Annotated in this window: 19 protein-coding genes; 8 read left to right on the top strand and 11 right to left on the bottom strand. The window is 47.1% G+C overall.

All coding sequences use genetic code 11. The annotated features are described in order from the left end of the window. Window positions 1-94 precede the first annotated feature (94 nt). Window positions 95-478 carry a hypothetical protein gene (locus WG89_RS18845; RefSeq protein ID WP_062268707.1) on the top strand — a complete coding sequence of 128 codons (384 nt, stop codon included), beginning with the start codon at window positions 95-97 and terminating at the stop codon, window positions 476-478. Between the two features lie 67 nt (window positions 479-545). On the opposite strand, the gene WG89_RS18840 is transcribed toward WG89_RS18845, so the two are convergent. The 4 genes from WG89_RS18840 to WG89_RS18825 form a co-directional block, all read right to left on the bottom strand. Then, the gene (locus WG89_RS18840) at window positions 546-2,546 is read right to left on the bottom strand and encodes a PhoX family protein (RefSeq protein ID WP_153301690.1); all 2,001 of its coding nucleotides are present in this window, start codon (window positions 2,544-2,546) and stop codon (window positions 546-548) included. A gap of 265 nt (window positions 2,547-2,811) precedes the next feature. Further along, window positions 2,812-3,666: a hypothetical protein gene (locus tag WG89_RS18835; protein ID WP_062268705.1), complete on the bottom strand. Its 855-nt coding sequence runs from the start codon at window positions 3,664-3,666 to the stop codon at window positions 2,812-2,814. Between the two features lie 127 nt (window positions 3,667-3,793). Continuing rightward, window positions 3,794-4,939 (bottom strand): histidine phosphatase family protein, encoded by a 1,146-nt coding sequence (locus WG89_RS18830; RefSeq protein ID WP_062268703.1) that lies wholly within the window; start codon window positions 4,937-4,939, stop codon window positions 3,794-3,796. A 287-nt stretch (window positions 4,940-5,226) separates the two neighbouring features. Beyond that, complete coding sequence (locus WG89_RS18825; protein WP_062268701.1) at window positions 5,227-7,527, bottom strand: SET domain-containing protein; 2,301 nt, start codon at window positions 7,525-7,527, stop codon at window positions 5,227-5,229. Between the two features lie 141 nt (window positions 7,528-7,668). Here WG89_RS18825 and WG89_RS18820 point away from each other — a divergent pair, with 141 nt between their 5' ends. Beyond that, window positions 7,669-8,022, top strand: coding sequence for a phage holin family protein (locus tag WG89_RS18820; protein ID WP_216638516.1), 354 nt, complete (start codon window positions 7,669-7,671; stop codon window positions 8,020-8,022). Window positions 8,023-8,084: 62 nt separating this feature from the next. On the opposite strand, the gene WG89_RS18815 is transcribed toward WG89_RS18820, so the two are convergent. After that, on the bottom strand, window positions 8,085-9,350 hold the full coding sequence (locus WG89_RS18815; RefSeq protein ID WP_062268699.1) for an aromatic amino acid transport family protein: 1,266 nt from the start codon (window positions 9,348-9,350) through the stop codon (window positions 8,085-8,087). Next, window positions 9,347-9,622, bottom strand: a complete 276-nt coding sequence (gene trpR / locus WG89_RS18810; protein WP_062268697.1) for a trp operon repressor — start codon at window positions 9,620-9,622, stop codon at window positions 9,347-9,349. Before trpR ends, WG89_RS18815 begins: the two co-directional genes overlap by 4 nt. Before the next feature lie 191 nt (window positions 9,623-9,813). On the opposite strand from trpR, the gene WG89_RS18805 reads away from it, so the two are divergent. Then, a complete protein-coding gene (locus tag WG89_RS18805; protein ID WP_153301688.1) occupies window positions 9,814-10,215 on the top strand; it encodes a hypothetical protein in 402 nt (133 codons plus the stop codon). Window positions 10,216-10,252: 37 nt separating this feature from the next. Here the strand turns inward: WG89_RS18805 and WG89_RS18800 are convergent, their stop codons facing one another. The 3 genes from WG89_RS18800 to WG89_RS18790 all read right to left on the bottom strand — a co-directional run bounded on the left by WG89_RS18800 (window position 10,253) and on the right by WG89_RS18790 (window position 15,990). After that, window positions 10,253-11,011, bottom strand: coding sequence for a hypothetical protein (locus tag WG89_RS18800; RefSeq protein WP_153301687.1), 759 nt, complete (start codon window positions 11,009-11,011; stop codon window positions 10,253-10,255). Window positions 11,012-11,182: 171 nt separating this feature from the next. Beyond that, window positions 11,183-13,138: a phytase gene (locus tag WG89_RS18795; RefSeq protein WP_062268691.1), complete on the bottom strand. Its 1,956-nt coding sequence runs from the start codon at window positions 13,136-13,138 to the stop codon at window positions 11,183-11,185. A gap of 77 nt (window positions 13,139-13,215) precedes the next feature. Further along, window positions 13,216-15,990 carry a TonB-dependent receptor gene (locus tag WG89_RS18790; RefSeq protein WP_153301686.1) on the bottom strand — a complete coding sequence of 925 codons (2,775 nt, stop codon included), beginning with the start codon at window positions 15,988-15,990 and terminating at the stop codon, window positions 13,216-13,218. Window positions 15,991-16,425: 435 nt separating this feature from the next. On the opposite strand from WG89_RS18790, the gene WG89_RS18785 reads away from it, so the two are divergent. Beyond that, window positions 16,426-17,376 (top strand): GGDEF domain-containing protein, encoded by a 951-nt coding sequence (locus tag WG89_RS18785; RefSeq protein ID WP_062268690.1) that lies wholly within the window; start codon window positions 16,426-16,428, stop codon window positions 17,374-17,376. 8 nt (window positions 17,377-17,384) lie between these two features. Then, entirely contained in the window at window positions 17,385-18,419 is a 1,035-nt protein-coding gene (locus tag WG89_RS18780) for an AraC family transcriptional regulator (protein WP_062268688.1), read from the top strand. A gap of 389 nt (window positions 18,420-18,808) precedes the next feature. Here the strand turns inward: WG89_RS18780 and WG89_RS18775 are convergent, their stop codons facing one another. Further along, window positions 18,809-20,179, bottom strand: a complete 1,371-nt coding sequence (locus tag WG89_RS18775; protein WP_062268686.1) for a hypothetical protein — start codon at window positions 20,177-20,179, stop codon at window positions 18,809-18,811. Window positions 20,180-20,380: 201 nt separating this feature from the next. Next, window positions 20,381-21,244 carry a DMT family transporter gene (locus WG89_RS18770; RefSeq protein ID WP_172806864.1) on the bottom strand — a complete coding sequence of 288 codons (864 nt, stop codon included), beginning with the start codon at window positions 21,242-21,244 and terminating at the stop codon, window positions 20,381-20,383. A 425-nt stretch (window positions 21,245-21,669) separates the two neighbouring features. On the opposite strand from WG89_RS18770, the gene WG89_RS18765 reads away from it, so the two are divergent. The 3 genes from WG89_RS18765 (at window position 21,670) to argF (ending at window position 25,756) form a co-directional block, all read left to right on the top strand. Beyond that, window positions 21,670-22,926: a valine--pyruvate transaminase gene (locus WG89_RS18765; protein WP_062268682.1), complete on the top strand. Its 1,257-nt coding sequence runs from the start codon at window positions 21,670-21,672 to the stop codon at window positions 22,924-22,926. 373 nt (window positions 22,927-23,299) lie between these two features. After that, window positions 23,300-24,019 carry a PepSY domain-containing protein gene (locus tag WG89_RS18760; protein WP_062268680.1) on the top strand — a complete coding sequence of 240 codons (720 nt, stop codon included), beginning with the start codon at window positions 23,300-23,302 and terminating at the stop codon, window positions 24,017-24,019. A gap of 726 nt (window positions 24,020-24,745) precedes the next feature. Then, the gene (gene argF / locus WG89_RS18750) at window positions 24,746-25,756 is read left to right on the top strand and encodes an ornithine carbamoyltransferase (RefSeq protein ID WP_062268676.1); all 1,011 of its coding nucleotides are present in this window, start codon (window positions 24,746-24,748) and stop codon (window positions 25,754-25,756) included. The last annotated feature ends 549 nt before the right edge of the window (window positions 25,757-26,305 follow it).

Below are 26,305 nucleotides of genomic sequence, written 5' to 3'. Positions count from 1 at the left end.
CATGAAACACCCAATAAAAACATTAAATACGGCTCTGATACTTTGCTTATATATTCAAGCTGCAAGAGCAGATTGCCCTTGTACAGCGGGCCACATGACTGTACAGAACAATTCCAGCTATTCACTGGAATACACCTATGGCAACAGTTCCTATAACCGATCCGGCTCCATTAAATCTGGAGACTCTGAAGGGCTTTGCTGGCTTCTCAGCAAAGACAATAAAGATGATTGCACTCATGTAAAAGGCATGTCCTATGCCAAATTCACCATAAAGGATGACTCTTCTTCATTGACGCTTTCAACCAAAACAAACGCAACTATCGGAGTGACTTATGGTCGCATAACTCACCATAAAACCAGCGTCCCAAGCAAAATTACTTTTGACCGAGGCTGCGACCACAATACCAGCCTGGAATTTTGCACTGCTCATATAAAGGATAAAGAAGAAGCACAGAATGAATTTTTTGACGAGTTCTGAGCTACATTACTCCCTGATAGAAAGTCAAAGCAGGGCAGTGATTTATGTTCCTGCCCTGCTTTGTTGATTAGCTACCAATAATACCGCCATCATTTTTGGTAATCATAACCGTAGTAGAGCGAGGACGGGTTTTACCATCACTGGCCGGGAAACTGATTTCCGGGTGTTGGATATTTACCCACATGGTCTTACCATCTGGTGTAGTGGTGACACCGGTAATCTCACAACCTCTGGGTCCTACCATAAAACGCTTCACCTCAGCCGTTAACGGGTCACAGCAAAGCATCTGGTTGGTGCCCATGTTGTAGTTTCTGGCACTGTCATCGCCATAATCGGTCTGGATCCACAGGCGACCCTGGAAATCAAACCAGATGCCATCCGGGGAAGAGAAAATATCGCCTTTGATATTACCGATAAAGTTTTCAGGCACCTTACTGTTATCGGGCAAGGTTGCTCCCGGACGGTCACCCGCCAACAGGAATAGCTCCCAGTCAAAGCTTGTAGCCGCTGGGTCAGATTTTTCTTCTGTAAAACGGACAATCTGGCCGTGGCGGTTGTCTTTCCTCGGGTTAACAGCGTTGGTGGGCTGATCGTCTTTCCTACCCCGGTGCTTGTTATTGGTCAAAGTGACATACACTTCCCGGGTCGTCGGATGCACAGCTACCCATTCAGGTCTGTCCATTGTGGTTGCACCCACAATATCAGCAGCCCGACGGGCATTGACCAGGACATCCGCCTGACTGAAGAAACCATTGCGGCGGGTTAATCCACCCTGACCAAAAACCAGTGGCTTCCACTCGCCTTTTCCATCTTCATGGAAAACAGCCGCATAGAGCGTACCACTGTCGAGAATCTCTGAGTTCGCGCTTAAACGTCTGGCATCATAGGCTTTGTCCGGAACAAACTTATAAACATATTCACCCCGGGTATCATCACCAAAGTAGAAAGCCATCTGACCATCCTGCCCCAATGACAGAGTGGAACATTCCCTGACCAAACGCCCCATGGCAGTTCGCTTTTTAGGGGCGCTTTTTGGATCAAAGGGATCAATCTCCACTACCCAGCCAAAACGATTAGGTTCGTTAACATAACCGCCATGAGGCTGCTCTGAATCAGGAGTGGCATTGAACCGGGCTTCGACAGACTCCCAGGCATAGTATTTACTGTTCTGCTTATTGGAAACACCGTAGCGGTGGTGGGAAGCTCTCTGCGCGTAATCTTCCTTATCCCTGTTTACAAAATAATTCTTCCAGTTCTCTTCACAGGTCAGATAAGTGCCCCAGGGAGTGAACCCCATGGCACAGTTATTCAATGTACCCAGAACGGTACGACCTTCAGGGTCGGCAACGGTTTTCAGCATGTCAGTGCCCGCCGCTTCGCCGGTCAAAGTCATGGGCGTCATGCCAGTAATACGACGATTGTATTTTGAATCCATCACCCGAACCCAGGCACCCTCAGCATTCTTTTTCACTTCAATGATGCTGACACCATGGGCGGCGATCTCTTTTTTGACTTCACTCTCAGGACGAAAACGCAGGCCATTCTCGTTTTCCTTGAACGTCAGGCCATCAGGGTGAAGGGTTGGATTGATGTATTCATGATTCATGACCAGCAGCCCCTGATCATTGGGTTTATCCTTGAACGGGAAAAACCATATGCCGTCATGGTTCTGACCAGCCTGCTTCATCTGGTCCTGCCAGGTATTGCTAGCGTCTTTCTGCCAGGCCGGAGCCCCTTTTTCTACAGGATCTCCCCATGAAAAAAACGCTTGGGCTGAATAACCTTCAGGGACGGTAACGCTATCAAAATCAGGGCTTTGCTCAACAGGGATAGGACTGAAGCCGATATCCGGACGCGAAGAAGGACGATAGTGAGCCTGAGCGGTACTGGGCAGCCCTGCGCCCCCCAGAAAGCCAGCCATTGCCAGACCCAGACCACCTTTCAGAAAGTTTCGGCGACCACTTTCAACCAGTTCATTCAGGGAGCCGGAATCCGTCGGATTATCGACCTGATCATCCATAGCTTCCAGACCGTCGTGGTAGTCCTGATGGTTTTGTCCCAGTGACATGCAAGGTTCCCTCATTATTTATTATTTTCTTTGCATGGATCACAAGTGAATTTCATACAGCTAAGCGCTATACCCATACCGTTCGCACTGAGCCTGTCGAAGTGCAATACCAGCATCCTTCGACAAGCTCAGGATGAACGGAGTGTGTATGAGCATTAACGCTTGGCTGCAATAAAGTGAGCCACTACTAAAAGTGTCCCATGCTTTTTGAGGGAGACTATCTACAAGGTATTACAGAAATATTTCTATCAGCAGTCAATTCAGCTCAGTTTTCGGCCAATCGATTCTCGACTAACTCTTCCGGCAAGAGTACAGACAGAACAGCCAGCTCTCTGGGCTTTTCAATTTTCCAGCGGGCATTGCCTTTTTCATCACAGGCCAAGACCGTTTCACCGAACAATTGCACAGCATCTGAACAGGCAATCTGCATGTCGATAGAGACTCGCTCTTCACAGTCCATAGAAGGAAACATCAACTTGGTAGAGCTTACCTTGACCGACTTGCCTAATACCGGCTCTTCATTGATTTTCAAATCGCTGATCAGTTCGAAGTCGTCATTAATTCTGGAATGACAAACCCAGGCTTCGCCTTCTTTCACATCCCCCGGTATGGAGACCAGAATGGTTTCTGATTTTTTAAAGCGTCCCCATGGACCCTCATGCTTCAGTGGCAGTTCTCTGAGGACAATACTCAGTTCAGAATCGGGAGAAAGCGCTTTGACATAGGACACCAGGCTCTCTTCCCTGATCATACCTTCCAGTTCCGATTCCAGTTCGGTCACCCTTGCCCTCTTCTCCTTTAACTCAGTCACTTTCTGTTTATAGTCATCCAGAAACTGGGTGGGTGTTTCAAAAGAAAAACCATTGGCTTTGGCAAACAGGGAGAAAGGTTCCGGCGGCTTGATAACAGGCTGAATCAATCCATAGAAAAACAGACCACAAAGGGACAACACCAGGGCACCTTCGAGGGTAATGACATTAAATATTTTGGTTTTATTGGTATCGCCGGAGGTAATGTCCTCCCTGAATTTACTGCTAAAGATCAGGGCAAGAATCAGGCAACAGAGCAAAAAGGCACAGACGCCCGAGACCATATAAGGCCAGTTTTCAGAAACAAACATTGTTGACGTCCATGTATAAGATTTAGACAGTATAAACAGCCTGCATCTATTTGCTCAATCCTTATTCAATCATAAAAACTGACAGTAACTGATGAAACAATATTTGACCGTCTTCACACCAAGGCTTTCATCTATTGATATTTCTCTGCAACTTCAAAGCCTGGTGAGCCTCACTGATATAGGGTTGTCCAGTAATCACCTGTAAGTAGGGTAACTTCTTGGTATAGGCACTTGTTAATTGATCTGATTTCAAAAAACAGGGTGTATTTTCAGCTATAGCAATAGCTCGAGATAACAGGTTAATCCATTTATCGTAGGAGCAGTATGCCTGACAACCCTGAAGTTTTAAGGGTTTATTATCTAACTTTAAAAAAACCTTCTGGGCATTATAACTCAGAAGAATGTTCAAATGAGCACCGTAGGGGACTGCTTCATCCTGAGAAGCTCCCATAATAGCCAAAAAAGTCTGAAGATTAATCTCGCTGGCAACAAACAACAAAAAATGTTCGCAGTTTTCAGTTTTTTCCCAATGACGACAACTCGAGTAATTCTGAAAGGCTGATAGTATTTCTTTAAGCAGCTTATGGCTGGTCATTCCCATAATTCGGGGCTCTCTACTGATTTGCTCGAAAAACCAGTTTTTGGCCTCTATAAGGTGCTTCTCTTGATTTAAGGAGTATTCATCAGGCAATGGCTTGTTATGCTTCTTACGGGCGAAAAGCGCATCTCCTAGAAATTGGATCTGTCGCATTGTATAGGGCCCCTTAGACATATCTTTGGGCAACCAGGAACGTAGACTTAGTTTCTTTTTCTGCCACAGCTTTGAGGCATCAAGCTGATCAATGATTCTATAGAATGCCCTATCGTTACAGGCATGAGGACCTCCAAGTAAAGATTCTTCAGGCACTGTCACCAACGATGGTAACTTAGGATCTGGCACTCTGTTACTCTCAAAATTATCATAACTTTCTGGATATATATTACTCAGAATTGCATGGGCACTCTGTATGGTACGATTAAAGTTTCGTGCATAATGTCTGCTGAGCCCGGAATGCCACTGACGAGGAAAGTCGTTTGATAACAAACTTTCGCGTACCTTGAGACCAATATCTTTACATTGCTCAATACCTTCATCGGTAAGCTCTCCTTTTCCATAAGGCCACTGCTCTGGTTCAAGTGGACGGACTGGAGCTCTATCTCCATGCCGAATGATACTGACAAAATAGTCAGCGTTTGAGGCTTGAGCATAAATAAAAAAGAAATAGAGCGTCATGACTAAAAGATATTTTCTTACTCTCATATCTTTAGTGTGTTAGTAGAAAAAATTAACTATAGATTAGAATTTTTAGTTGAATGAAGAAGTTGTGCTAATTAATTATCCAGACCCTGAACACTTAAATTAAGCCGACACCAGAAGTAAACATAGTTTTACGTCCATATATGAAATACAGAAAGTAAAAACAGTTCCAAGTTCAGGAAACAATTAATGCTTCTGAAACCACTCAGGCTTCAAAAAAATTATAGCTATCAGTCACGCTTCTTTTAACCTGTCAGAAATGTTCAGGTCAATTGATCTTGTCTACCAAAAAAACCATCAGGCACTTCTTCAACAGCTTCCATATAGGCTTTGATATCTGATCGACCCCACTTTGAAACGTATGCAGGATCATCAGGGGATAGATGAAATTTGGGTATGCCGTTGTTACTGAGAGCCTTGACTGTAGCATCAAGAAATCGATTGTTTTCTTCCACCTTTTTCATCTGGAGAAAATAGCGGAGAATTTTTGCAGGTAAATCCGGACTTCTCTTTCTGGCTATCGAAAGCCTGTCACCTTTGATCCGGTCCAGCCAGAGTGTACTGCTGCTGTTGTTGGCATCCGTTTTATTAACAATCCGATCAATAAGATTTTGCTCATATTGCTGGAGTTTTTCCTTTGCGAGTGCTGCCACTGCAATATGCTTTTCAGGCTCTGATTCCACAACATGAAAAGCGGCATCCAGACAAGGCTCAAATAACTGACTCCCCACTCTCAACTCAAGACTGCATAGTTTCAGGAGTTTAAACACCTGACCCAGACTTCGATCGAACCCTTCAGCCTGATGGCGCTCCAACTCTTCCAGAAAAAATCGGCAAAATGCCTCCTTACTGCCAAACCGCATTTCCCAATACAAATCCTGCCGATGTTCTGGCTGGGTTAGCATTCGCTCCAGCTCCGGCCCTGCAGCAAAGTCGACTATATTCCGCGACAACATCATGGTTGCACACAATGTCGGAGTCCATGGAGTACCATCCCCCCTGAAAATCTCGAACTGATTGAGGGCATTACTGACATTTACTACTCTGCCAGAAAGATAACGTTGACAGATATACGCCTCTGTATGTTCAGGATGCTCTTTCAGCCATGTCAGTGGCATCAACTCAAATAGTTCACGAATACCTAATAATTCATGATCCAAAAACATTTGAAATACGGTATCTGAACTCCATGGCCATTCTTTGGTGCCATAGGGACCAATGGGCTCCATTTTCATAAAAGCACTGGCTATAGTATTCAGAGCCCTCTTACTGCCCATATGTCGCAGAAGCATTAGAAAAAGATAAGCTTTCAAGGCACTGAAGGGAGGCGTTTGGTCCTCTTTTACCTCTTCCCGGATAATTCTCAAATACTCTTGTGCAGAGCCTGTTTCGCCAGAAAAAAGCCTGTGCATCTCAGTCAATGCCTTCTGAGAGAGCCCCATCATGGCAAAAGGATCATCCGTCTCCTCCAGAAAACTCGCTAATTCAGACCCCGTCATAGAATCATGACTAAGAGACGAAAAGAACTCATCTGAAAGTGACAGTGATTCAGACTCTGGCAAACTGTCTGAACTCTCCTCAACCTCCATGGACTCAGCATCCGCCACGGTTATCGGCGCTGAGAAAGACCGGTCTCTGGAGAAATAAACATTAAAGCCATCCACTGTTACCCGGTCATCACTGATCAGCAGAAGATTCTGGCCAACAATCGAAAAATCAGGAGCCTCTTCCCTATCCCGGGAGCCTTGTCGATAGTCCCCCAGGATTTCATCCCCGGCAGAAATGTTCTTCAGGGCATAGACCGCAATCGCCATAGAGTCCTGATCAAATGTCTCTGAATCCAGATAAAGCTTTTGAAAGGCATGGCGAGAACCTGAAGCCAGTTTATTTTTATCCACCAGCGTTTTCAGCGCGGCATTAGGGGTCTCACTATGATTGATCATGGCGATAGGACCGCCCCCCTCAATCCCGTTTATGCCTAATTCAATCCCCGTTCCAAACAGGGTCGCCCTTGACCAGGCTACATGCCGGTCAGGTCGAGCGAGAAAGCGAATCTGTTCACCCTCTCTTTGCCAGGCCACATAAAGCTTCTGTTTGCGAAGTGCTTTTGTGAGTTTCTGACCACGAACCCAACGAACGGATGCAGGCACTTTCTTTCTGAAAACCGGCTTCCCTTCATAAAATGCAATCACCTCTCCTTTCCTGAAAGACCGGGCAGCAATGGCACCCTTTTGTCCGACAACGGCTGAACTGTCACCCGCTATAACTCTACTTTGTTGTTGAAAAAGCTGTCTGGCTTCCTGAACCGTCTGGAAGTTTTCAAACTCGCTAAGCCGTATGCATTGAGGATTCAGAATAGAAGCTGGGCGAGAGCTCACGGGATTTTGGCTGGTCTGGTAGTCAGTCTCCGGAACCCGCCTCTTACCCCGGGCTCGAGAAACCTGTTTTCCCCTGCCCGTCTTTGCCGCTGTATGAGTGCGTTTAGTGGTTTCATGAGACACATCCTGCTCAGCAGCTCTCTTTCTTCTGGGCCTGCCAGCATCAGACTGAGAAGGAGGGATCATGGAATAACTTTTCCTGGCGTCATCACCAGATTAATCGGTTAAACAATACAAGGCTTGAAGGAACAAGCACTCCTGACAGGAAAAGATGTAGTATGGTGTAATGTGCAAAAGGCACCCAATACCCTCTGGAGACTATCTGCCATGCTGAGCCTGATTTTGTACTTCCTGATCAATGGTCTGGCTGTTTTCATTACCGCCAGAATCCTCAAGGGTGTTGAAATCAAAAGCTACGGCAGTGCCGTTCTGGTATCCATACTATTGGCGGTGGTCAACACCTTCGTCAAACCGATTCTGTTTTTCCTGACTCTGCCCATCACCATTCTCACCCTGGGTCTGTTCACTCTGGTTCTGAACGCCCTGATGCTGATGATTGTGGATTACTTTATGGACAGCTTCAAAATTGACGGTTTCTGGTGGGCGGTGATCATGAGCATCGTGCTCTCTATTGTGAACGCTATGCTTTTCTTCCTGATCCCGGGTGTGGTCATCCTGTAACAGCAAAAGAGCAGGCTCAAAGCCTGCTCTTTTTTATTAACCATCGACCGTCAACATTCAACTTATTTACCGAAAGCCAGTAACAACCCAAAAGCATCCATTCCTGCCAGTGTCATGGCCAGTACCCCGAAAGCAAATACCAGCACCATACGAGGCATGCCGCCTGGTACCTGATAGCCTTTATTCGACTTCTGACGTCCAATCCAGGCCATTAATACCGGTGACAGCACACAGAAGATCACCATGACCAGCCCCGCAAAACCAATCGCAGTGATGAAACCATTGGGTAGCAGCACCCCCAGCAGTGTGGGTGGCACAAAAGTGATGGTTGCGGTTTTTAGTCGTCCAGAGAAACTGTCGTCAAAACCAAACAGATCAGAAATATAGTCATAAAGACATAAGGCTACACCCAGGAATGAACTGGCCACAGCCATATTGGAAAAGAGCTGCAGCAGTGAGGACACTTTCAAATCCAGTCCCGTATCCGCCAAAGCGCCCATGATGTTTCCGATATTGCCTCCGGCAGCAATAATGGCCGGGAACTCACTTCGATCAATATTTCCGAAAATGGCGATCTGCCAAATCACATAAATGCCCAGAGTCAGCAGAGACCCCCAAAGCAAAGCATTGCGAACCCGTGAGCCATCACGATTATAATACTTCGTCAGGCTGGGAACCGCGGTTTGCATACCAAAGCTGACTGCCAGAAAACTCAGAGCCACCAGTGAATAAGGCACAGTTTCAGCCAGATTCAGACCTGGAAAGAGTTTTACCGATTGGGCTTCGCTGACCAGTCCACCGGTGGACGTCAGGAAAGTGATGATCATGCCACCCAGTAAAGCCGTTGTGACTCTGTCCACCGCACGGGTTCCAGCCACCACGATCACGGCAAGCACCACAGCAAAAATCAGACTGGCCTTGCCTGCTGTCAGGCTGATACCCGCAACGGACTGAAGACTGTAGGTAATAATTGAACTGCCACCGGATATGTAGGCATAGGTCAGGATGTAGCAGAGAAACGCCACAGAAGCACCATTCACGATCCGGCCGGCACTGCCCAAAGTAGCCTGTGCCATGGTGTCAAAGCTGGCTCCCCGAGGAAAGCGAAGATTGGTTTCCAACAGGTACAAAGCCGAACTGTACATGCAATACCAGGTAATCAGCATCAAGGCCACTGAATACCCAAACCACATACCACTGGTTGCAATGGGCAATGAAAACATGCCGGCACCGATGGCGGTCCCTGCCACGATGACGGTCCCCCCCAGGATACTGCCTTCCTGTTCCGGCTTTTCTGCCGGAAGACTTCCTATGACTGCTTCACTCATATATCGGCTTCTAAGATCTGCTTTTCCTGTTGATCTAATCTTTTCAGGTAATTTGAACAACGAGTGACCTTGGCAATACTGACCCCAAAACGTGCAGCAATCTCACGCTGTGAAGCTTCCCCATTCAGTAACGCTCTCATTATGGCCAGTCTGGAAGCCACTGCTTCCTGCTCTTCGGGAGTCAGAAGCACTTCCATAACTCTGTCCAGAGCCTTCCTGTCCGGCTGACTCTGAATCAGATCCAATACTTCTGACCATGATTTCGCTGACATCGTTGTGCATGACTACCTTGAAAATGTACTGCCGTAACAGTACAGCAGTACACCATCATTCAATATCGTGGAATCACGGGCAAAACCCATGCAGTTATGCCCATTCAGCTAGGTAGGAAACACAGCCAAACTTATGTTTTTAACCGGACTGTCGAGAAATAATTGCAGAGACTCTAATGAAAGGAATCACAATGAAAAGGATCACCCTGGTGCTGGCCAGCCTTTGCGTCCTGCTCATTTCGCCACTGACTCAGGCCAGAGCCCAGGAGGCGGCCCTGAATTTTTATTTTCAAAAAAATCCTGATTCCAAAGGCTATGCCGTGACACTGCCAGTGACGCTGGGGAACCCAGCTTCCAGAGGGCGTCCTATGGAACTGAATGAATTCCCGGCTTTCAAGGTGGCAATTCAACAGGGGATGCAGGGGCTGGATATTCTGTTTTTTGACAAACTGTCTGGCAAACTCTTAACCAAGATGCGCTACCCGATGGTGAACCGGCTGCAAAACACCTTCCAGACTCAAGGCTTCACCGGGCTTCAATACATCCACCATCCCAATGGTTCGGTTCTGCAATTTATTGGCATGGTCCGATAATGGTTTCCAAGGGCTCTTCCCTGAGCCCTCTTTACAATTACTCTATTGAGTCAGCTTGATCCTGATACTGTTCAATTAAACTCAACTGTTTTTTGAAACTGCTGACACAACTGTCAAAAGCCAGGCCCTTATCCTGCTCTCCCGCTGATCGACACACCTTTTCAAATAGCCTGGTGTCACTCAACTGTTCAAGAATGATCGTGCTGCTTGTTTGTACTGAGTCAGGAATCATTTGATTCTCTTCGACTAGCGGAGGCTTTGTAAAAGCACAAAAGAATGCAACAGAATCATTGGGTGGATTGCCATAAGTGCTCACAAAACAGTGGTTAAATACATCATCCTGAAAACTGCCACCATTGAGCTGAACTTTCGTTTTTTGGTCAGAGCTGACCCATTGGGTCAACAACATCGAAGAGGTATTCACGGCTTGATTGCCTGTACAGCTGCCGACCTTCAGCGAATACTTTGTCTCATCAAACTCTGAGGCTCTGACAACACCACCTTCTGTCCAGAAACTGAATGCACTCAAGGTTCCGCTGCTGAGCTTGAGTGTACTCCTGTCATCAGGTTCAAGCCCCCCATTATCCAACGATCCAAAAAGTACCGTGCCTTTATAAGGAACCAGCCCGACAAAATAAGCCTCAGCCCCCATATGTGTACCTAATACACCACTGCAGGGCATTGACCCCACTTTGACATTCGTTCGGGTAGTATTTCCTTGAGCTCCAATGGATTCTGCCTTGACTACCGAGGCCCCCATCAAAAACAGAGCAACAAACACCAATACTCTCTTCACGTGAACAAACCTTTCTTAGTGCCAGTGGTTTGAAAATATTAGTTCATATTTTTATTTTTGCTGACTCCAGACAGCTGGAAGTACGCTTTGAACAGGTCCAACCGGGAAAACATGAATGCCGGGCAAACCTATGTCAGCCTGCCCGGCAATTAGGTGGGGTTACAGATGGTTTTAATCCAGTTTCAATGCCGACTGAATAGACTTCCAGGGAATGTATTTAAAGTTCTGGGGGCTGGAAGGCATCTGGTTACGTCCATCCTGAACTACTAGCATACCTTCTGAGAAAACACCGCCAAAATTAGCACTGCTGACATCCAAACCATCGGTTTCAGAGGCTCCATCTATACCTTTGGCAGCATTCAATCCAACGCGGAAAGACCCTCTGTAGGCATAAGGCTTCTCAGTATCAAAGATGGCATAACTGTCGTTACCCTGGCTGGAAACCACCAGGTAGGAGTGATCTTCCTGGGCATAAACAGCCATACCTTCAACATCATCTACCAAAGCACCGCCAATTTTGGCAACGGTCTCCAGCTTGACGCCATCGTCTTCATTGGCACCAATCACCCATACACCAGCCCCTTCTTCACCCACAAACAGTTGCTCTGTAGCTTCGTTGGCTACACAACCTTCCGGCTGACTGTCCACCTTGAAGGTGCGCACCTTTGTCCCGGCAATGCTCATGCCCCGGGCCTTGAGTCGGTATTGTTGATAAGTGCCGTCTTTATCATTCACAAACACATCAATGCGACCGGGCTCTGGCTGATACATGCAGAGACCATAAATCTCCGACAGATCAGTTTTCACCTTGCCCGATTCAGTCAGACGGCCCGATTCACGATCAATACTGTAAACCGCAATGCTGTTATCTGTTCGGTTACTGGCAGTTGCCACATCAACTGTTTTTCTCCCCAGAGAAAAGTCGTAACGCACATCAACATTGTTCAAACGGCCTGTTGTAAATGACTGCAACTCTTTACCCTGCATGTCATAAACAAATAAGCCCTGCTTTTTATTGGTGCCCAATACAAGACTCTGATGAGCATCGTCAGGATTGACCCAGATAGCAGGATCGTCCGCCACATCACCAAAGCGCCCCATGGGTGGCGTCTGAACTTCAGGTAGAATGGTCAGAAACTCACCGTCTGCCGCTGCATCGGACTTTTTCCAGTCCACGTCGGCGGCCAGGTATTGATCAGCTTCATCATCAAAAAGTCCTACCCGTAAGGTTGAATCTGAATCTCTGGCGACACTGACGGATTCCGGAGCCTCAGCACCTGCCACTTTGAAGGCAAAGGCTTCTTCAACGGATTCACCGTCCACTTTGTAACCACTGATAGTGGCTGTGTCAGGATCAACCACCATAACACCACCGGGGAAAGCAGAAAGCCCTGCAACATTCTCTGCTGAGGAGCCATGAGGTTGCACTAACTGAATCACCTGACGACCGGGAGCGGCTTCAGGATGGGCTCCGTATTTCCACACCCCAACCTCTTCTTCTGAGATATAGAGCGCATGGGTAGAATCATCCACACTGCAATAGCTGCTCAGAGGTGGCAGAGCCAGTTCACGAACTTCGCGGGAGACTGTCTGTTGAGTCGCACCATCAACCACCAGCCATTGTTGCCCTGCACCTCTGCCATTGAGCATAAACAGATAGACATGCTCCTGATTGTCGCGATAAAGGCAGATACCATCGATATCAAACGACGGAGACGGCAGACTCGCCAGAGTTTTCAGAGAACCTTCTTTTGTATCCACTGCCACCAGCAACGGACGGTTGGATTCCTTGTTCACACTGGCAGCCAGTAAAACCGGCTCGCCTTTAATAGTCACACTTTGTCTTATATCCAGCAGTTCATTACTGCCCTTGATCTGGCTACGAACCTTGCCTTCATCATCCAGCAACAGCAGCCCTTCATTCTCACTGGTAGCCAACCAGAGAGATTGACCTTCATGAGCACTCTCATTAAAGAGGGGTATGATAGTTTCACCCGATAGACCTTCAGTATTCTGTATGGCACGGGTCTGTAATTCAGGCTCACTGTTACAACCAGTGATTGCAGCTATCATGGCGGCAAGACTGACTGTGAGAGATAACTGTTTTATTGTCGTTTTTATCATCATCAAATTGTTTCAGCGTTTGGCTGTTTCTTGTCATGGAGAGGAACGCTCTCGCGCCCTCTCTTCTATATTCTGCTCAGTTAGAAGTTGCTCAGAGTCACACCCAGCTTCCAGGCAGTACCGTATTCTTCATACTGGGCGTTGTACTTTTCCTTACCGGTGTACTTGTAAAAAGCTTCATCGGTCAGATTGACTGCCTGGAAGAAAACATTCAGTTCGTCGGTTAACTGATAACTAGCTGTAAAGTCCATCTGGGTGTAGTCATCGACATACAGATCAAAACGCTTGTCAGACACCCTGGTCACTTCATCAAGGTAACTGGATTTATAGTTGGTGGATAACCTCAGGCTCAGACGGTCCAGTTCATAACCCAAAACAAGGTTTGCTGTGACATCAGACTGGCCTGGTAGAGCAATGTCCCTTTTCACCAGCTTGTTATCCTTAGCACCTTCAACTTCTGCTTTTGAGTCTGCAAAGGTGGCATTGGCATTGATCAGCAAACCATTAAATGGATAAGGTAATTCGGAGAACTGTTTGGAGTAAGCCAGCTCAAGTCCATAGACATGACCACTGTCGCCATTGAGGGCTATCTTGGCTTCATCAAAGCTCTCATACCTGCCCGGCGTCCCAGCCACATCAGTACTGTAGATAAAGTTTTCCAGATCCTTGTAGAAGACAAAGGCGGAAATAACCCCGGCTCTGCCCATGTAATGCTCAATACCCAGATCCAGGTTACTGGACTCAACAGGCTTCAGATCAGGATTACCCAGCTCAGCCTTGTCCTCATCAATCAAAACACCCGGACGAGCCTGTTCAAATGTGGGTCTGACAACAGAGTGCGTCCAGGCCGCTCTGACCAGAGTATTGTCATTAATGCGGTACCGTGCATGAAGAGCTGGCAACCAGTGATCATAATCCTTACTGACTTTCCGCTTAGTAGCGATTTCATCAGGCTCCTTATCAAACTGGTATCCTTCAGCCGTAAAATCTGTGCCTTCATAACGGACACCGGTAAGGAAACGCCACTTCTCAACATCAACCCTTCCCATCAGATAGGCAGCATTGATGTCTTCCTGCATGGTGTAGTCCTCAATAACTGATTTTTCCTTATCTTCTTCCTTCTCTTGAGCACTTCCCAATGCCGATCTGACGGCTGATGGATTAATTTCAGGCCCAAACCGGCCCAGAGAATAATCCACATTTCCTTTTACAAAACTGGCCATTCCAGGATTGGGAAAATCTTCATACTTTAAAACATCTTCATCGGCGTCTTTATCCCGACGACTGATTTTACCGCCAAACTTAACCATGGCCGGATTATCATTCCAGTCAAAATCACGGGTGATATCCAGTTTGAAGTTATAGAGTTTGTCGGTGGTTTTTGAATCAGAGACTTCTACTTCCTTGAGTTCATAATTGGACGCCTGATAGAAGCCGTCTACCGCTGTAATCTTCGGCTTCTTGGTGTCATTGAAACGGCCCTCAAAATTGGATGAGGATTCAAAAGCGGATTCCGTAGCGTCAGGCTTTTTCTCTTCAGCATGGCTATAGCTGACACTGTAATCGATGGTCCAGGCATCGTTCCTGCTGGTTCCCCCCAGCACGGTAGATACTATTTTCTGAATCTCTTCCCGATCTTTCAGCTCTCGCTTGGGTTCTTTAATTTCACCCGTTTCCCCCGCTGACACAGGGCTATCAAATTCAGCGGTCACAGAGTTTCTTAGCTCAGTGTCTTTAAACTCACTGTAAAGAGTGCGCAGATACAGCTCATTGTCACGATTCAGCTTGTAATCAAAGTTCAGAGTCGCCCCCAGACGCTCACGGGTAATCTGATAATCTCTGAGTTCAACCTCTTCCAGTTTGGCAGTGCCATCGTCTTCAAAGGCCCACTTGCCACCGGTTTCAACATTATCCGAGCCAAACTTGCGCTTCTGCCAGCTGATTCCCGCCGCCACACCCAGGTTGTCTGTGCCATCACCCACACTGAAGATATCACTCACCGTGCCTGCCAACTTGGGGCTGGTGTCACCGGTATTATCGTCTTTTGAACCTTCAGCATTCAGCTTGTAGAAAAAGCCATCTCGGTCATAAGCCGACAGACTCTTGATATTAACGCTGCCCCCAATGGAGTCGGCGTCCATATCCGGTGTAATACTTTTAGTCACTTCCAGGGATTCCAGAAGATCTGAAGACACTACATCAAGATTGACGGAACGATCACCTTTATCAGGAGAAGGCACGGTTGCACCATTAATGGTGACAGAGTTCAAATCAGGCGACAGTCCCCTTATACTGACTTTTCGACCTTCACCCTGATCCAGCTCAACCGATACACCCGGGATTCGACGCAAGGATTCCGCAGCATTGGCATCAGGCAGTTGCCCAATGGCGTCGGCATTGACGACAGAAACAATGTTATCGGCTGCACGTTGACGGTTCAGGGCCCGGTTGATGTTAGAAGCATGTCCAATAACCAGTACCTCTTCCGTCTTATCGGAAGAAGCCAGAACAAAAGATTCTGTGTTCAGCTGATTGTCCGTCACCACCACTTTTCTGCTTTGGGTTTCAGCACCCAGGTAGTTCACAGTCAGTGTGTAAGTACCTGCCTTTACCGGTGGAAACTCGAAGCTGCCGTCCCTTGCCGTAGTGGTTTCAAGGTTCAGTTCCTCAATACGAACCAGGGCTCCCTGCAAACCAATGTTGCTGGCCTCAACCTTGTAACTTCCTTCCAGTCGACCGTCGGCCTGCACAGAGGTGGCTGCACAGACTGATGCAATGGCCATAGCCAACACTGCTGGTTTGAACCGTGCTTTATTCCTTTGTCTTGCCGACTGGTCATTGTTTACCGATGGCATCTTATTCCCCTGATTTCTGCGAGCTTTCTTGTTATTAAGTTTTTTGAAATTCCTTTTCTGGCTTTCGCCAAAAGCTGAGGGAAAACTTAAGCCGGTTAATTTGCAGATTTATGACAGCAAGAGGCTGGAGCGACTGAAAACACTACGAAACAAAGGGGTCAGCCAGACTTTTGAGCTTTATTGACTGTCTAGCCCGGGAACTTGACCTACAACCAAGCACCACACCCCTTGCCGTTCGCACTGAGCCTGTCGAAGTGTATTACCACTCTCCTTCGACAGGCTCAGGATAAACGGAGTATGAATGTACAAGGACAAGTATCTGCTGGAATCACGGCAACTCCCCTGAGCTGAAATGACCCTGCCAACCGTTTTGTCATCAATCTTTCATCAATACGTCATTTAATAGCATTCATTCTTCAAAACGCAGGATGCCTGATGAACAACGCAAAACAATTGCTGGCGCTGCATAAATATAAAATTCTGGCGATTCTGCTGATCGCCAATGCCCTGGTATTGTTGAACCTGGCTGCTGGCGATATCAAATTTCAGCAGGAAGTGGACTGGTTGGATATTTTTGGCGAAGGTGGCGCTGTTATGCTGTCCACCTGCTGGATAGCTCTGGTACTGTGCAGTCGCCCTGCCGGACCGGTGACCAATTTATTGGTGTCAGGTCTCAGCTGCTTTTTCATAGCCAGCTTTCAGGATTTTCTGGACGAAATCATAAGACTGCCGGAAGGGGTGCAATGGGCCTCATGGCTGGAGGCCATGCCCATGCCTGCGGGAATGGTGCTGCTGACCATCGGGCTTTATCACTGGCATAAAGAACAGATCAGTCTCAATCAGCAGTTACAAAAGCGTGAGCGAATTTTTCGGGATCATCGACACTATGATCCGGTCACCTGTCTATCCAGTGCCGCTTATTTAAAACAACAACTGGCCAGAGAGTTAAAGTCTGGCTCTGAGAATCTTCAGCCCACCTCTCTCATTTTGCTGGATATTGATGGCTTCCATCAGATCAACAATAAATACGGACACCACGAAGGCGACAGACTGTTACTTGAACTTTCAGAGTTGCTAACACTCAATCTGAGACGCTGCGACCTCATCTGCCGCTTTGCCGGTGACCGTTTTGCCATACTGCTGCCCCAGACCAGCGAGAGCCTGTCGCACTTGATTGCCGACCAGTTGCGCCGAAGCTGTGAACACTTTGCCTTTAAAACACTGACGGGGGAAACCCTCTACCATACCGTGAGTTCAGGTGCCGCAACTGCGCTGGAGACAACGTCAGAGGTCTTATTGGAGAGCGCCAACAAAGCCCTGCTGCAAGCCAAGGAACAGGCAGCGACACGACAGAACAATGACAAACAGCAGGTTCAGGCCGCATAGGAGCACGGATGTCAGGTCAGCGCTCAACAGAGCTAAGATGGCTGGAAAACGACAGTCGTTTTATTATTGCCCATCAGCAGCCCGCTACCTTGATGGATATTCTGGTCAGCAGAGGTGTCGAGAAAAACCGGCTTCTAAGACATACCGGCATTTTTTATGAAGATGTCATTCGGGGTCAGTTATCCATATCCCCTTCTCAGTTCCTGAAGTTGGTTGAGAACAGCGAACAGTTATACCCGGGTAAAGATTTATCCTTTGTTTTTGGTCACCGTATTTTTCCGGGGAATTATGGTCCTGTGACCGATGCCTTGCTGCAGTCGGCAAACCTCAACCAAGCCCTGGATATTGCCTGTCTTTGCCACTCAATGATTTCTCCTTTAATCACCCCTCATAAAATCATCGATAAAGATATCTGCCATATCTATTTTTACGACACATCAGGCTCAGGAAAGAACCAGAGATTCATTCTGGAAACCATGATGACGGCATTAAGCCACTTTGGCCGCTGGAACAACACCCAGAAGGCTCCCTGGCATTACAGTTTCAACTACCCACAACCGGAGCACATTGAACAGTATCAGGTTCACCTTGGCAGCAAACTTACTTTCAATGCTCAGCTTTGTTCCATGCAGCTGCCAGTGGATTATTTGTTTGAAAAATGGGAAGACGACTCAACAGCTTATACTGTGGCAAGACAACAAAGTCAGGAGATCATAGCCCAGCAACCCAATAGTTTTTTGTATGCTGTGATTCAATACCTTCACGAACATATCAGACACTCACCTTCTCTGGAGTCAACGGCCTCCCATTTCCATATGAGTCCGGCCACATTCAAACGCAAGCTGAAAAAACACGGCGCTCGTTTCCAGAACCTTCAGGATCAGATCAGAAAACAGATTGCGCTCTATCTGTTTCAACACAAAAGCTACAACAATGAGCAGGTTGCCGAGTACCTGAACTTCAATGATATCAACAATTTCAGACGATCTTTCAAACGCTGGACCGGTATGACACCCAGCCTGTTTCGCAGTGACTTTATCTGACCAGAGATTTGTCTCGAAATAACTTCCCGGTTTACATACGGATTCCGTTCACCCTGAGCTTGTCGAAGGGTCGAGGTATTGGACTTCGACAGGCTCAGCCCGAACGGGTTTGCGAAGAGTTCAACAAGGAAGTTAGTTCAGGACTGTCTAGCCCGGAAATTTCATAAAGTGTCGAGCTTCTCGCTCTGCTATTTTTTCGGCTGGCACATTTTTACGACATATTCATGCTTATTGCATGGATCTGTTGTAAAAATGCTGTCACGGCGGAAAAAGAGCTAGCGAGGAGCCGACGAGCGATGTTCGAATATTTTCGTACACATCATAAAACGAACATTCCAGTATTTCTGAGGCCTTGTACCTATTGAAAGCGACTTTATGAATTTTCCGGGCTAGGTATCAGGATCATCTTCAGGCTCGTTCTCAGGATCAGGATCAACACCACCCTGCTCTTGTTCAGGTATGGATAACCGCAGGGCTCTCGAGCACCCATTGTCTATATGCTCCTGCATACTCACATCATCACATCCTTCCTGAGTGTGTGAACACAAAGGACAACTGATCTGACAATGTGCTATTGCCCAGTGATTGATCACCGCTTCTTCAGAATCCAGTGGCAGATCCGCCATGTCAGCGGCATTTTCAAATTGCTGAAGATTACCTCCCACCAGAAGCATTAGCAGCGACATGCCTGCATTACCCTGACAGGCACCACAGCTGTATGACTGTATATGTGTGGTCAGATGTATTTGAAGAGCTTGCTGATTATTGAAAGAAGCAAAACAAAAGCCGCAGCTGTATTGCAGATGGCTATTCATGTGTGAAGCAGAAGGCTGAATGTGCGCCAGCTGATTCATAGGACAACCTGATACCGGGCATTCAGCCTGCCCCTGATGGGAAGACTCAAAATGAGCGGTATTGTCGGTTTCTGCCGTTAAAACAGCCCCACAGTTGGGAAAGATACAGAAAGCATAACAATGTGATAACAAGGCATTCAGCAGTTGCTGCAGGGGAAGGGACAGCTCTATGGGCAGATTACAATGCTGGCACTCCTGATTGATTCTTCCTTGACACCTTTGCTGCAAATGCTCCGTGTGAAAATGAGCCATAACGCCCTGCTGGTCCAACTCCAGAAGCTCACTACCAGGAGGACACAGGTTACAACGAACCTTCGGTCTTCTGTTTTTTCCACAGCATGGACACTTAACAGGAGAGACTCCAAACCCCTTATAGCAGCCTTCACAAAGCCCTCTCCCACAACAGGAATATTGCCAGCATCCCCTATTTTTCTGGCAATACCAGCAAAGATAAGGATTCTTTTTATCCTCCGGTTCAGCCTTGCGATCCTCCTCGTTATTCTCCTTACGATCATCTCCCCCAGCAGCAGCAAGAACCTCTGACGCCTCATCTTCGTCGTCATCATCACTGTCTTCGAGATTTGCAGGTGAACCTCTGCCAGCGGGAGGTGTGCCCTCATTACTGCCACGACTCTGCACCCCTCCAAACTGGATAAAGTCCGGCTGTTCAGAATAAGACGCCTGATAGGTTTTTCCTGCAATCAATCCTTGCAGAAGAGTGCCAGAGTCATTGGATAATATGCCGTTACTGGTGATAGCCAGATTAACCGGCACGTATTGATTAACCCAGGGAGTAAAAAAGGTTAGGAACAAAACCTCATGACAGAAAGACAGATCATGACTGTCGCTCGCCGAAGCATAAAGAGAGTGCCATTGAATCATTATGACCAGTGGCAGAAAAAACATTGTCCTCAAGACTCTGCATGCCATGGGGGGAAAGCAATGTTGTTGTGGATCAGTAGTTATAGTTGCTGGTTTTTAATCTGCCAATACAAAGCGCTATAAATAGCTTTTACATAGATACCCCCTGATGAGGGGTTTCCAATGAACCTGAGACGGCGCACATTAGCCTCTGTAAGCAGTGCATAAGTTCTATCTAATGAAGCATTATTTCCGCATAGCAATATAATTACCGAACATAATCATCAGGACTCCTGCCACGGCACTGAAAGCCCATACATAACCTTCGAACAAGGTTGAAATCATCAGAGCTATCACCGGATAGACTATATCTACATAGGCTGCTCGATCGGCTCCAATGGCTCGGATCAACGCCATATAAGAAACCATCGCAACCACTGAGCCAAAAATGGACAGATAAACCAACGAGCCAATATATTGAGCTGACCAGACAAAATCTGGACTTATCCCTAATACCAGAGCAAGGGCAGCCACCAGCAAACTGCCATAAAGCATGGTATAAGCAGCACTGGATAGAAGCCCCATACCATCCCTTTCATTTTTCTCACAAATAAGGCTGCCGAGAGAAAAAAAGACACACCCTGAAAAGGCCAGACCCATTCCATTCAGAGTGGATGAGCCAACCACGCCCTGAAGCTCCGGAAGAAATATCAACATGACGCCTGCCGAACCGAGTAATCCGCCAGCAATGACTTGCTGCCTGACCGGATTGCCAAACCAGATACGGCCAAAAATCACCATCATATAAAGTTCGGAGGTGGAAATAAGAGCTGAAAGCGCACTGGTTATATGATGCTCGCTCAAGTAAATGAGCCAGTAATAGATACCACACAGGCAGGCACCCTGAAGCATTAAGCGCAGATGCTGCTGTGTAGAATAACGCTCAAACTTTCCAAGAATCAGACTGATAAGCGCCGTCAAAAATGCTGCCAGGAGAAACCGATAACAGACTGACCATAATGGATCAACAACCCCTAACTGCAATGTAATTGCATACCAGGTGGATCCCCAGACAAAGGAGCACACAATAAACAAAACAGCGGTCGGCATGCCTGTATAGACCCCCAGTGTCATTTCTATCTTCGAGACGTCTCAGACACAGCTCTGCCAGGAAAGTTCAAGCTAATGAGTCAGGAAATGCCACCTTCCAGCTCCGTCCCGCAAGGGCATTTCATGAAAAACCCATGAATAAAGTGAATATATCTTTATAGTTGCAGTCTTTTTAGACTGCCAATACAAAGCGCTACAAACATCTTATGCACGAAGACACAATCTCAGTTAAACTGCCGAGGTATTTCCTGATATAAAAACGCGGCATTCAGACGACTTGAATGTTCGCACATAACCTGACGGCAAATTCCGCTCAAAACGGCCTTTAACAGAGAGGTCCTTTCTGGACTTTACCGTGTTTCAGCGGAAGTCTTTTCATTTAAGTTGAGCTGTTCACAGCCTTATACAGAGAACCTGAGGCAAGCATGAAGCTTTCCACATTTGGCACGAAATTTACCAGTCATTCCGGCATACTCCAGCTTATGGATGATCTGGGCCATGCCCTGGCCGGTGGCCAGGATATGATCATGATGGGTGGAGGGAATCCAGCCCATATCCCTGAAGTGGAAGAAACCTTTCGTCAGCGACTTCAGAAAATTGTCGACAGTCAGTCCGAATTCACCCGACTGACCGGCACTTATGATCCGCCTCAAGGTGAAAAAGAATTTGTTCACGAGATGGCTCGTTTCCTGAACCGACAGTTTGGCTGGAAGCTGGGACCGGAAAACATTGCCCTGACCAATGGCAGCCAGGCCGCCTTCTTTATGCTCTTCAACATGTTTGCTGGCGACTACGATGACGGTAGCCATCGCCGTATTCAACTGCCTCTGGCACCTGAGTACATTGGTTATGGAGATGCAGGCCTGAGCGACGACTTCTTTCTGGCCAACAAGCCCGAGATCGAAATCATTAATGAGCACATGTTCAAGTATCATGTTGATTTCAACAGCTTAAAAGTGGATGAGCGTACCGGTGCACTTTGTGCATCCCGCCCTACTAACCCAACGGGTAACGTCCTGACTGATCAGGAAGTCAGCCGACTGGATGAAATGGCCAGAGCCCACGATATCCCGTTAATTATTGACGGTGCTTACGGTACCCCTTTCCCGAACCTGATTTTCAGTGACGCCAACCCTGAATGGAATGAAAATACTATTCTCTGCCTCAGCCTATCCAAACTGGGCCTTCCGGCGGCAAGAACCGGCATAGTGATTGCCAACGAGCAGGTTATCAGAGCGCTGTCGGGTATTAATGCCATCATGAATCTGGCGCCCAACAGCTTTGGCAGCATGATTGTTCTGGATATGATCCGTGACGACAGCATTATTGACCTGAGCAAAAATGTGATCCGTCCTTATTATGAAGACAAAGCCAAATTTGCTGTATCTTCATTGCAAAAGCATCTGAGTGGAGTCAACTGGAAAGTCCATAAACCCGAAGGTGCCATGTTCCTCTGGTTGTGGTTTGAAGGGTTACCCATTAGCAGTCAGGAGCTCTATGAACGCTTGAAGAAACGAAATGTTCTGGTGGTATCCGGCCATTACTTCTTCCCGGGGATTGATGACGATTGGCAGCATAAGCACGAATGCTTGAGAATGACCTACACCCGTGACAATGAAACCGTTGACCGGGGCATCAGCATTATTGCTGAAGAGGTTCGCAAAGCCTATCAGGGGCAGTAACCTCTCCTTGGAGCCTGACCTAGAAGGTATTCAAAGCCCTGAGACCACTCAGGGCTTTTTTCTTTCTGCGAGAAGCGGACGCTTATTAGACTGAATTGAACAAATCCTTCAATCCATTCCAACTTATTGCCCGCTAAATACTGTCAACCGATGACTTTGAAAATATCATGCTCAGGCTTGCATTCCATCCATTCAAATCTACATTAACAGCTAGCCCGTTAAGGTATTTATCCTGACTGAAAATACAGTCACCAAGGGTAGATCCAGTTCTTTTCAGATAAGATGTGAATTCATATTTCTATTTCAATTCCAGTTTGAACGAGATCCCGTCTATGGCCTCACTCCTGAAAAGTGAAGCCTCAGGTACTGTATTATGTACAAAAATCAATTCCTGTCCTGTCTCTGGCAAGCCCCTGTTCTGGCGCTGATTCTGGCAACTGGCAGCAGCTTTGCCGAAACGTCAACACCTGTGAATGACAATCACCTGATGCCTCTGGAACAGATCATCAGCCAGATGCGGAAAAAATATGGCGACCTCGTCGTCCACAATGTTCGTCTGACTGAAGAAGACAAACGTCAGGTGAGAGTGGTTGACTTCTCGGACAGTAAAAACAAAAACCAACGCGCCGTTATTGACGCCCGATCTGGCAAAATCATTGAAGTGGCTCAGTTACAAACGCCCATGTCGCTTGAAAAGACCCTTGAGAAAGTCAAAAGCAAACATCATGTAGCCGCCATCCTCAAAACCCGAATCGATAATAAAAACGGACAGGTGGTTCGGATCGTTGATTTCATAGATAAAAAACACAAACGCTGGAATGCAACACTTGACGCATATACAGGCATGATCATTGATGAATACACCTATAGCATGAAGCCACAGGGAAAAATCATTTCCCTGAATCAGGTCATTACCAAAGCCAGGCAGACTCACAAAAGCATGGTCATACTTAAAACTCGTCTGGCGTATTGGAAAAAGCAGCAGGTTCGGGAAATCTATTACCTGGATGAAAGTCGTCAGAAGAAAAGACTGGTTGTGAATGCCAGCAATGGCGAAGTCATCGAAGACCGAATTTACCCATCGCCTATATAGGTGTCTGTCGAACGAAAAACAGCACAAAAGTGCTTATCACTGGTATTGAGTATTCTAATGAGAGAAACGAGTATACCACCCCAAACATTTAGTTAAGATCAGAACCATAATGTAAGTACTCACTGATTCTGGGCACTGTTACTTACTCCAGTCAGCAACAGCAAACGTAGTTCTACGTAGTGTCATCCCGTTTTTGCGCATATACCCTAAAGCCCTGTCGGAGTTGGGTTCAGCCGCGTACCTGTTTGTCTGGAGCACCACCGGAAGATGCGACAAATGTCCATGGTACAAGACCAAAACCACCATGCTTCCGTGCTTTTGACGGCAGGAAAAAAGACTGTCCTTTTCCTGAGGCCTTCTTTTTTAATGGCTTCAGTACAGGATTCCTTCGTCATCGATAGGTCAGCTCTTAATTTGGCTATTCACTGTATTGTCTGGACAGTGAAGCAAGAGCTATGGATGATGGTCGGTTCGTCAGAGTTACAGAGTGTCCGTCTAATCTCTTCACAGGATGAAGTCGCGCACAAAATGTTGCTCAATCCGCCATGATTCTAAAACAGTCCTGCAGCAATTTAGACTGCAGGCGAAAATAACCTGGCAGAACGTTAAACCGCCTCTGGCCAGAAATGTCGCGCCGTCTATACCCTTCAATAAAGGGCTGATCTTAAGCGTGCTTCATTTCTTTAGAAATCGCCATGCGCCTAATGAAAAGCAAGAGATAAGACGATGGATTTCAGACTGCCCAACCAATCATTCCTGAAACTGCTGGATTTCAGTGCAGATCAAATAGCTGCATTGCTGGATCTTTCTGCTCAACTGAAGCAGGCGAAGAAGGCCGGAACAGAGCCGCGCTTTCTTCAGGGTCGCAACATCGCACTGATTTTTGAAAAAGCCTCCACTCGTACCCGTTGTGCCTTTGAAGTGGCCAGTTTTGATCAGGGTGCCAACGTGACTTACCTGTCCGGTGGCTCTCAAATGGGCAGCAAAGAATCAGTAAAGGATACTGCCAGGGTACTGGGCAGAATGTATGACGGCATCGAGTTTCGCGGACACTCTCAACAACACGTTGAAGAACTGGCCGAGTTTTCCGGTGTTCCTGTCTGGAATGGTTTGACCGATGAATGGCATCCGACTCAGGTTCTGGCCGACTTCCTGACCATGCTGGAGCATGGACAAAATCGCCCACTGAATGAAATGAAGCTCTGCTATGTGGGTGACGGCCGCAACAATGTTGCTCACTCACTGCTGGTAGGCTGCGCAAAAATGGGAGTAGACTTCAGTGTTGCTGCACCAGAAGGCTATACACCCGCCCCTGAACTCCTGGAACTTATCACACCCATCGCTGAAGAATCCGGAGCCAAAATCACCGTCACCCAGTCTGTAGAAGAAGCCGTATCAGAATGTGATTTCATCTATACAGACGTCTGGGTTTCCATGGGTGAGCCTGTCGAAGCCTGGGACGAGCGTGTTCGTCTAATGAAGCCTTACCAGGTCAATGCCTCCATGCTGGAAAAAACGGGGAACCCTGATGTGCGTTTCCTGCATTGCCTGCCTGCATTCCATAATGACGAAACCACTATTGGCCGCGAAATCGCCAATAAATACGGCATGTCAGGCCTTGAGGTGACCGAAGATGTTTTTGAGTCTGAACATTCCATCGTCTTCGATCAGGCTGAAAACCGCATGCACACCATCAAGGCCGTGATGGTAGCGACACTGGGAAGCCAACCGGTGTGATATCAATGATTCAAGAGTGATTGGACTGAAAAACCATTCAGGATCAAGCACTCTTGAACCCATTTGCAGAAAATCAGTTTACCCGCTCGTTATTCATCCAGTCGGGCGAAGTGAAGTCAGGCTCTTCACCCAAATTGATTTTGGCCATTAAATTAGAAATCAGGAGCCTGTCGGACTTAAGCTTTCGAGCATAAATTTCAGTAGAACGAGTCACAGTCTTGAGCGCTCTGGGCAGCTTCGATGGATTCGTGCTAATAGTTAACCTATTTAATCGATTTCATCGAATAATCAGGCCGTTCTTTCTGGAATTCAGGGCGTAAATGTCTTAAGTCCGACAGACTCCCAGACAAACTCTGGACGCCGAAAAGTCTGGAATTGTCTACTATTGAGTAAATTTTGCATTGCATCCAGATTGCTGATCAACACGATAGAACTATTTCTCTCACCCCATCAGCAATCCGGAGATACCTGAGCACTATAACCCTCAATTTTATAGGCGACAGGTACCAGATGATTAACCGGGGGTTCATTGTTAAGAACCTTAAAGCC

It is taken from the genome of Endozoicomonas arenosclerae (genome assembly GCF_001562015.1).
GTDB lineage: Bacteria > Pseudomonadota > Gammaproteobacteria > Pseudomonadales > Endozoicomonadaceae > Endozoicomonas_A > Endozoicomonas_A arenosclerae.
The sequence above is the reverse complement of the archived record's forward strand: the minus strand, read 5'-3'. Positions and strand labels throughout refer to the sequence as shown.

What these genes read in the sequence shown, in the direction of transcription:
- trpR (WP_062268697.1), bottom strand. Translation starts at nt 9,622, where the DNA reads ATGTCAGCGAAATCATGGTCAGAAGTATTGGATCTGATTCAGAGTCAG.
- WG89_RS18770 (WP_172806864.1), bottom strand. Translation starts at nt 21,244, where the DNA reads ATGCCGACCGCTGTTTTGTTTATTGTGTGCTCCTTTGTCTGGGGATCC.
- WG89_RS18840 (WP_153301690.1), bottom strand. Translation starts at nt 2,546, where the DNA reads ATGTCACTGGGACAAAACCATCAGGACTACCACGACGGTCTGGAAGCT.
- WG89_RS18815 (WP_062268699.1), bottom strand. Translation starts at nt 9,350, where the DNA reads ATGAGTGAAGCAGTCATAGGAAGTCTTCCGGCAGAAAAGCCGGAACAG.
- WG89_RS18775 (WP_062268686.1), bottom strand. Translation starts at nt 20,179, where the DNA reads ATGTTTTTTCTGCCACTGGTCATAATGATTCAATGGCACTCTCTTTAT.
- argF (WP_062268676.1), top strand. Translation starts at nt 24,746, where the DNA reads ATGGATTTCAGACTGCCCAACCAATCATTCCTGAAACTGCTGGATTTC.
- WG89_RS18780 (WP_062268688.1), top strand. Translation starts at nt 17,385, where the DNA reads ATGTCAGGTCAGCGCTCAACAGAGCTAAGATGGCTGGAAAACGACAGT.
- WG89_RS18795 (WP_062268691.1), bottom strand. Translation starts at nt 13,138, where the DNA reads ATGATGATAAAAACGACAATAAAACAGTTATCTCTCACAGTCAGTCTT.
- WG89_RS18765 (WP_062268682.1), top strand. Translation starts at nt 21,670, where the DNA reads ATGAAGCTTTCCACATTTGGCACGAAATTTACCAGTCATTCCGGCATA.
- WG89_RS18785 (WP_062268690.1), top strand. Translation starts at nt 16,426, where the DNA reads ATGAACAACGCAAAACAATTGCTGGCGCTGCATAAATATAAAATTCTG.
- WG89_RS18760 (WP_062268680.1), top strand. Translation starts at nt 23,300, where the DNA reads ATGTACAAAAATCAATTCCTGTCCTGTCTCTGGCAAGCCCCTGTTCTG.
- WG89_RS18805 (WP_153301688.1), top strand. Translation starts at nt 9,814, where the DNA reads ATGAAAAGGATCACCCTGGTGCTGGCCAGCCTTTGCGTCCTGCTCATT.
- WG89_RS18820 (WP_216638516.1), top strand. Translation starts at nt 7,669, where the DNA reads ATGCTGAGCCTGATTTTGTACTTCCTGATCAATGGTCTGGCTGTTTTC.
- WG89_RS18825 (WP_062268701.1), bottom strand. Translation starts at nt 7,527, where the DNA reads ATGATCCCTCCTTCTCAGTCTGATGCTGGCAGGCCCAGAAGAAAGAGA.
- WG89_RS18830 (WP_062268703.1), bottom strand. Translation starts at nt 4,939, where the DNA reads ATGACGCTCTATTTCTTTTTTATTTATGCTCAAGCCTCAAACGCTGAC.
- WG89_RS18845 (WP_062268707.1), top strand. Translation starts at nt 95, where the DNA reads ATGACTGTACAGAACAATTCCAGCTATTCACTGGAATACACCTATGGC.
- WG89_RS18790 (WP_153301686.1), bottom strand. Translation starts at nt 15,990, where the DNA reads ATGCCATCGGTAAACAATGACCAGTCGGCAAGACAAAGGAATAAAGCA.
- WG89_RS18835 (WP_062268705.1), bottom strand. Translation starts at nt 3,666, where the DNA reads ATGTTTGTTTCTGAAAACTGGCCTTATATGGTCTCGGGCGTCTGTGCC.